The sequence below is a fragment of the Coprococcus aceti genome, assembly GCF_025567285.1.
In the GTDB taxonomy this organism is placed as follows: Bacteria; Bacillota; Clostridia; order Lachnospirales; family Lachnospiraceae; genus Coprococcus; species Coprococcus aceti.
Genome location: NZ_JAOQJT010000021.1, coordinates 1 through 6740 on the forward strand (window position 1 = coordinate 1; position 6740 = coordinate 6740).

General features: G+C 38.3%; 10 protein-coding genes. All 10 read right to left on the bottom strand.

What is annotated here, in order from left to right; all coding sequences use genetic code 11:
• Nucleotides 1-472: hypothetical protein (locus OCV54_RS14540; protein ID WP_330378016.1), on the bottom strand; the 472-nt coding region annotated here is incomplete at its 3' end.
• A 14-nt stretch (nt 473-486) separates the two neighbouring features.
• Nucleotides 487-726, bottom strand: a complete 240-nt coding sequence (locus OCV54_RS14545; RefSeq protein ID WP_055224717.1) for a hypothetical protein — start codon at nt 724-726, stop codon at nt 487-489.
• 532 nt (nt 727-1258) lie between these two features.
• Entirely contained in the window at nt 1259-1408 is a 150-nt protein-coding gene (locus OCV54_RS14550; protein ID WP_156327940.1) for a hypothetical protein, read from the bottom strand.
• A gap of 89 nt (nt 1409-1497) precedes the next feature.
• Nucleotides 1498-1959 carry a DUF6572 domain-containing protein gene (locus OCV54_RS14555; RefSeq protein ID WP_015533328.1) on the bottom strand — a complete coding sequence of 154 codons (462 nt, stop codon included), beginning with the start codon at nt 1957-1959 and terminating at the stop codon, nt 1498-1500.
• A gap of 106 nt (nt 1960-2065) precedes the next feature.
• Nucleotides 2066-2272, bottom strand: a complete 207-nt coding sequence (locus tag OCV54_RS14560) for a hypothetical protein (protein ID WP_055148043.1) — start codon at nt 2270-2272, stop codon at nt 2066-2068.
• A 68-nt stretch (nt 2273-2340) separates the two neighbouring features.
• Entirely contained in the window at nt 2341-3609 is a 1269-nt protein-coding gene (locus OCV54_RS14565; protein ID WP_055224719.1) for an MFS transporter, read from the bottom strand.
• A 2-nt stretch (nt 3610-3611) separates the two neighbouring features.
• The gene (locus OCV54_RS14570; protein ID WP_262563550.1) at nt 3612-3737 is read right to left on the bottom strand and encodes a hypothetical protein; all 126 of its coding nucleotides are present in this window, start codon (nt 3735-3737) and stop codon (nt 3612-3614) included.
• A 212-nt stretch (nt 3738-3949) separates the two neighbouring features.
• Nucleotides 3950-4441 (bottom strand): PASTA domain-containing protein, encoded by a 492-nt coding sequence (locus OCV54_RS14575; RefSeq protein WP_055224721.1) that lies wholly within the window; start codon nt 4439-4441, stop codon nt 3950-3952.
• Between the two features lie 262 nt (nt 4442-4703).
• On the bottom strand, nt 4704-5222 hold the full coding sequence (locus tag OCV54_RS14580) for a hypothetical protein (RefSeq protein ID WP_055224723.1): 519 nt from the start codon (nt 5220-5222) through the stop codon (nt 4704-4706).
• A gap of 13 nt (nt 5223-5235) precedes the next feature.
• A complete protein-coding gene (locus tag OCV54_RS14585) occupies nt 5236-6510 on the bottom strand; it encodes a hypothetical protein (RefSeq protein WP_055224724.1) in 1275 nt (424 codons plus the stop codon).
• Nucleotides 6511-6740: the final 230 nt, after the last annotated feature.

Genomic DNA, 6740 nt, shown 5'->3' on the forward strand with positions numbered 1-6740 from the left:
CCCTATTCTTTCCATCTGCTTTTGACGATGACTTTCCACCCTCAAAAACTGACCGCAAAACAAATGATGTTATTGCACACTCTGCCCAGGTCTTGGCTACATCTCCGCCTGTTATTGCTTTATCATATTTGTTTTCATGATATATGTATGTAGCTGTACCTATTGTTGCATCCCCAACAGCATTTATTACTCTGGCAGCAAAAACATTACCGACCGTCATCTCTGCACCAGTCATCATGGCTGCTGTTCCTGCGCCAAACATTCCACAAAGAGCACCTATTATTGCGCCCTCTTCAACGCCACTTGCAAATCCATCAAAAAACGACTTTCCTGCTTTCACTGATGCAGCGCCATTCATTATACCAGATATTGCTGATCCCACGAGGGCAGATGTCGCTATAGACTGTGTTACCGTGGCGGCCGCCGCCCCTAATACAGCAGGGCAGACTATCGCTACTGCAGCAGTAACCACAAGCACGCCTATGCCTATAGCCAGCTTTCCTTCACTGGTCTCATACCATGGAGTTTCAGCATATAGGTTGCACAGGGTCTGTCCAGGGATGATATATCCAGAGATTCCGCCATCTTGCTTATGTATATTATATCTCTCTGACGTCTGATATCATCAATATACTGTCCAAGTGTATCATATATCTTTGACAATCTGTAAGGTTCATCTTCAAGCCTGCCAAGATCTACATACAAAAGAACTCCTCTATTGTCCATTAATCCCCTCATTCAGGTATTTGTCAACAAATTCAAACTCCTCCGGATCCTGAAATCCAACATTAGAAAGATAATTATCACATATTTCTTTTAATGTCTTGATTCAATACAATTCATATACTATGAACTTTTCATTTTTTCTGTAGCTTGACTACTCAACTGGAGTGTTTTTCACTCCGATTACTTATTTCTATCAAGTCTACGATGATAATCGATGGTGGACATCATGGTATCAGACTTTATAAAAGGGTACAACCTCATGAAAATTTTTGTAGGCATTGATATTGCCAAACTCAACCATTTCGCCGCTACAATTTCATCGGACGATGAAATACTCATTGAGCCGTTCAAATTCACAAACGACGCTGATAGCTTCCATGCATATGACTCATCTGGCAAATCTGCTCAAAGTGGACTCGCACGGACACTTTACCAAAGAGCAGGTCAAAGAATTAAGAGTTCTCGCACATAAGTCTGTCGGTGCAAACGACAGCGCTATATCTAAGTTAGCAACCACCAACTTCAAGCGCTTTTAAAATGTCTTCAAGCTCATCTCTGCTATCCTTCGCATCTTCTCCCACACTCGCAGCTCCAACATCATCTTCCTGCGACACAACACCATCTCCTTTATGGCATCATCAAACAATAGTATTGCATCGTCTATTTTTTTATCAGCATTCATTTAGTTTTTCTCTATTTGATTATAAAAATGCATTGTTTCCTACGCATTAATTGCTATGAGAACAATGCATTCTCTCACGAATACCCATTCTATATATGGCATTCGATTGTTATTCCGAGTTCATTTACTTGCCGCTGTACTTGTTCTAAAAAATCCATAGCCTTTTTTGTTGGTTCATACTTAAAATGGATTTCAAAAACAGCATATTCTATTAAATCTTCTTCATAAAATTCGTTATATTGATGTTCCTCGCAGAATGTAATATAAGAATTTATTTTTTCTTGTAGTCTTAGTAAATGATCATACTCATTTTTCCAATCAAGATGATCTGATATCAGTAATATTAAAGCCTTCCCATTTTCATCCGTAGCCATTCCATCTATTGTTCCACTATCTAAAACCGACATACTTCTAACCATTGTTTTGGTAACAGCATCAAAATAATATCTGCGATTCTTTAAATACGTATTTTTCTCCTCATGTGTTACACCTGTTTCTCCAGCAATTTGTTTTGCCTCTGACGTAGTGTGTCCAACATAGTCAATCAGCATGTTTTTTTCTCATGTTACTATAAAAAATACATTGTTTCCACTATACTAATTGTTATGGAAACAATGTATTTTTGCAAATCGCAAATTCTATGATAATTACCTTAGCTTATATAGTATTTTTTATTTCTTCTAAACCTTTCATTAAAGCATCCTGAACTATACTTACGTTATCGCTGTATTCTTTTTTTTCATGCTTAATAATATCAAATAAATCTTTTATAACTCCATCAATCATTATAGTTATACCCTCTACGCTTTCGCCTGTTTTTTCATTTACAAACTCCTCTGTCATTATCGAAATCGTTTTTTTCATTAAACCAATCCTCCAATTATTTTTTTCAACAATTTTAAGCTTACCTTATTCTATTTCTTATCTTTCACCTACCCCCCTCCTGCTATTATTCTTCCATTTGTAGCATATTCCTCAATCCATTCAATCCACGGTGCAGGAAATTCTATGCATCTTCCAGGAGTTGTGGGATCATTTAGCTTTGGCGCACATCTCCCCTGATTTAAAGGATTTGTTCTATAATTCTTTTCCGGCACGATATACTCGTTTACCATATCATCTAACCATTTAGGAACTTCAAATTCATAAATATCAGCACCAGGTCGTTTATTTTCTATATAATACTGCGAATGCTCTCCGTTATCCACACTAACATTCAAATTTACATTTTTCTTATTTATATATACATTTCCTTCACTATCAATTAATATTCTCTGTTGACTTGCTTTGTCTCCAGTTCCTCCTTGAACACGTCTATATGTGACTGTATTTGTGGGCTTATTACTATTAGCTTTACTTTGATTATCCAACGAATTCTTAAAATTAATTGAATTACTGTTCTTATCTGGTGATTGAGTCCTATCATTACATTCATCCATAATCGACTGCATAACAAGCGATGTTACAGCACTCGCTGCCCAAGTCTTGACTATGTCTACACCAGTAATACTCTTATCGTACTTGTCTGAATGATATGCATATACCACAGTATCTACAGTCGCATCAGATATCATATTCACAGCTTTTACTGCCACTATTCTTCCTACTGTCAGTTCTGCCCCGGTTGCAACTGCCGATATCCCGGCTCCTAATCCACCACTGATTGCACCCAATATTGCTCCAGATTCAAAACCACTTGCAAATCCATCGTAAAATGATTTGCCGGAATTCATGGAAGCTATTCCATTCATGACACCTGACGTAGCTGCACCAATAATAGCCGATGTCGCTACAGACTGTGTCACTGCAGCTGCCGTAGCTCCCAGTACAGCAGGGCAGACTATCGCCACTGCAGCAGTAACCACAAGCACGCCTATGCCTATAGCCAGCTTTCCTTCACTGGTCTCATACCATGGAGTTTCAGCATATAGGTTGCACAGAGTCTGTCCAGATGCCTCAAATTTTTCATTACATTCTTTATACAGATCGTATGCCTCATCCAGAATCTTCTTCAGAGTTCCAAGCCGATCATATTCGTCTACCAGTTGAGCACGATATCTGTCCAGGGATGATATATCCAGGGATTCCGCCATCTTGCTTATGTATATTATATCTCTCTGACGTCTGATATCATCAATATACTGTCCAAGTGTATCATATATCTTTGATAATCTGTAAGGTTCATCTTCAAGCTTGCCCAAGTCTACATATAAAAGCACGCCTCTTGAATATCTCCCACGTAGGTTTTTCTGGAATTAACCTTAGGATTGGATGAACTATATGTAAGTCTGACTCCGCCCTTTGCTGAAGCTCCTGTGCTTCTCTTCACGCCCTTCTTATAGTTATATTGTGTCTTTTTGCTCTTTATCTGTATGCTCTGAGACTTTCTTACCTTAACAGTGATTGTTTTCGAACATGGCTTATAATTTGACTTTGTCTTATTATTAGCGCATATTGTTATTTGGGCTGTACCCGTTTTTGTGGCTGTTATGACTCCTCTGTCATTGACCTTGAGTACATTCTCGTTTGAACTTGTGTACCTTATCTTCTCTCTTCAAGCTCTATACCAGCCTCTGTAGCCATAGCTCTGGCATCATCCAGAGTTTCACCAACAAATTCCGGCACAACTGTCATCACCTTGCCTTTACTGACCGTTATTCCAACTGAAGCCTTACGTTTCACCTTCATTCCCTTGGCTATATCCTGTGAGATAACGCATCCTTCTTCTACCTCAGAACTGTATTCTTTTTTCTCCTCAAGCGTTACACCAGCCTCTCCGGCAATTTGTTTTGCCTCTGCCGTCGTGTGCCCAACAAAATCAGGCACAACAGATTTCCTGTTAACCATTATAATGATTAACACAACTGAAACCAATACGATCCCAGCTATTACACCTATAATGATCTTCATATTGGGTCCATGCTTGTCAGAATCACCAGCTTCAAGTGCTTTTAAAATGTCTTCAAGCTCATCTCTGCTATCTTTCGCAGCTTCTCCAACGCCCGCAGCTCCAACATCATCTTCCTGCGACACAACACCTTTTCCTTTACATTATTGTCAAACAATAGTATCACATCACCCATTGTTTTTGTCAGCAATCATTTAGTTTTTCTCATTTTGATGTTATCTATTGACTAAAACCATGTCTTCTATCTCGTCACGTTTCCAATCATACTCTTCGTCTTCACCAATTGGCAAATATTGGGGCTTCTCCTGTGGATTATAAATATACCATCCTATTTGTTGAAATATCTTTAAAACTGCTCCTTTAATCTAATAATTTAAAAACAATATTTTATAATAAACATTTCGAATTCTTAATTTCTTTCATTTCTTCTTGATTCAAATTTTTAAATTCTATCCCAACGAAATAATCGTCTAAAAACAATAAATTATTTGAATCATTAATCCTATATGCATTTAGAACACACTCTTCAATATCATCTCTTAATATTAAAATTGCATTTTCTGACTTCCAGATTTTAAATTTCCCATCTAAGGTAACATTCATATTGTTCTCATTGAAATCCTTATTACATATACTAATTCCCATACCCTCATTTATAATTACGGGAATATCACTAATATTATTAATTATTTCATCTTGAACAAAATAGCTAACATACTCTATCATTCCATCTTCTGGATTAATTGCTATGTCCAACGGAGGCTTGCGCTTATCCTCATAAAACAAATGGTAGTTTTGTCCTATTCTTTTATCAATAACTGATATTTCAAATAAAACAAGCCCCTCTCCCATACCTTCTATTTTTCGAATATATTTTTTATTATTAAATACTTTTTCAAACTTCACCTTTTTCGCCTTTCTAATTAATCATCCTTGCATGATATACTACACCAGTTTCAGTATTAATACCAAGTTCCCAATTACCATATGTACCAAAATATCTTCCAGGTGCCTCTGTGCCTATCGTCTCCATCGCTTTATTCAGTGATGCAGAATAACTTTCTAACATCACTTGGCTTCTAGTTCCAATGCTCCAACTCTCGTCTCCAAATCTACTTACATACTCACCCATATGTTTGGTTGCATTTGAATTTGTCCATAATGTGTTCGTTCCTGTTTCAGAATTCACATAATTAATGTTTCCATCCAAATCAATTTTAAATGTAGTAGGTATTTCAGTAGCAGGCATATTGTCAGCTGTACTAGTAATATTATCCCATACAGTCCCCGTCTTACTACCACTCTTACATTTAAAACTACCTTCAGGCTCCCCCCGTCCTTTGCCTGTAGATATAACACCATTCCCACCATCCGTCTTTGACGATGACTTTCCGCCTCCAACAGACTGCATAGCAAACGATGTTGCCGCACTTTTTACCCAAGTCTTAACTATATCTCCGCCAGTAAAGTCTTTATCATACTTATTTGAATGATACGCGTATACCACACTATCTACAGTCGCATCAGATATCATATTCACAGCTTTTACTGCCACTATTCTTCCTACTGTCAGTTCTGCCCCGGTTGCAACTGCCGATATCCCGGCTCCTAATCCACCACTGATTGCACCCAATATTGCTCCAGATTCAAAACCACTTGCAAATCCATCGTAAAATGACTTGCCGGAATTCATGGAAGCTATTCCATTCATGACACCTGACGTAGCTGCACCAATAATAGCAGATGTCGCTATAGACTGTGTTACCGTGGCGGCCGCCGCCCCTAATACAGCAGGGCAGACTATCGCCACTGCAGCAGTAACCACAAGCACACCTATACCTATAGCCAGCTTTCCCTCACTGGTCTCATACCATGGAGTTTCAGCATATAGGTTGCACAGAGTCTGTCCAGATGCCTCGAATTTTTCATTACATTCTTTATATAGATCGTATGCCTCATCCAGAATCTTCTTCAGAGTTCCAAGCCGATCATATTCGTCTACCAGTTGAGCACGATATCTGTCCAGGGATGATATATCCAGAGATTCCGCCATCTTGCTTATGTATATTATGTCTCTCTGACGTCTGATATCATCAATATACTGTCCAAGTGTATCATATATCTTTGACAATCTGTATGGTTCATCTTCAAGCTTGCCCAAGTCTACATATAAAAGCACGCCTCTATTCCCCATTATTTTCATCCCCCCTGTACTTGTCAAGTATCTTTACGATACTAACATCACACATCCTTCATCTACATGAGTATCAGTTTATCGCCATTTTCAACATGATAACTTTTCAAGGTTCTATCTGGATCCATAACCATGCCTTCTCTCGGTAACACTAATGCCCAGTGCTCACGATTCACATAGCCTGTTCGCAGATACTGCGATACAACATCCAAAGTATCCGTTATCACATC

Coding starts and splice junctions, on each gene's coding strand:
- OCV54_RS14545 (WP_055224717.1), bottom strand. CDS start 726: ATGGACAATAGAGGAGTTCTTTTGTATGTAGATCTTGGCAGGCTTGAA.
- OCV54_RS14550 (WP_156327940.1), bottom strand. CDS start 1,408: ATGAATGCTGATAAAAAAATAGACGATGCAATACTATTGTTTGATGAT.
- OCV54_RS14555 (WP_015533328.1), bottom strand. CDS start 1,959: ATGCTGATTGACTATGTTGGACACACTACGTCAGAGGCAAAACAAATT.
- OCV54_RS14560 (WP_055148043.1), bottom strand. CDS start 2,272: ATGAAAAAAACGATTTCGATAATGACAGAGGAGTTTGTAAATGAAAAA.
- OCV54_RS14585 (WP_055224724.1), bottom strand. CDS start 6,510: ATGGGGAATAGAGGCGTGCTTTTATATGTAGACTTGGGCAAGCTTGAA.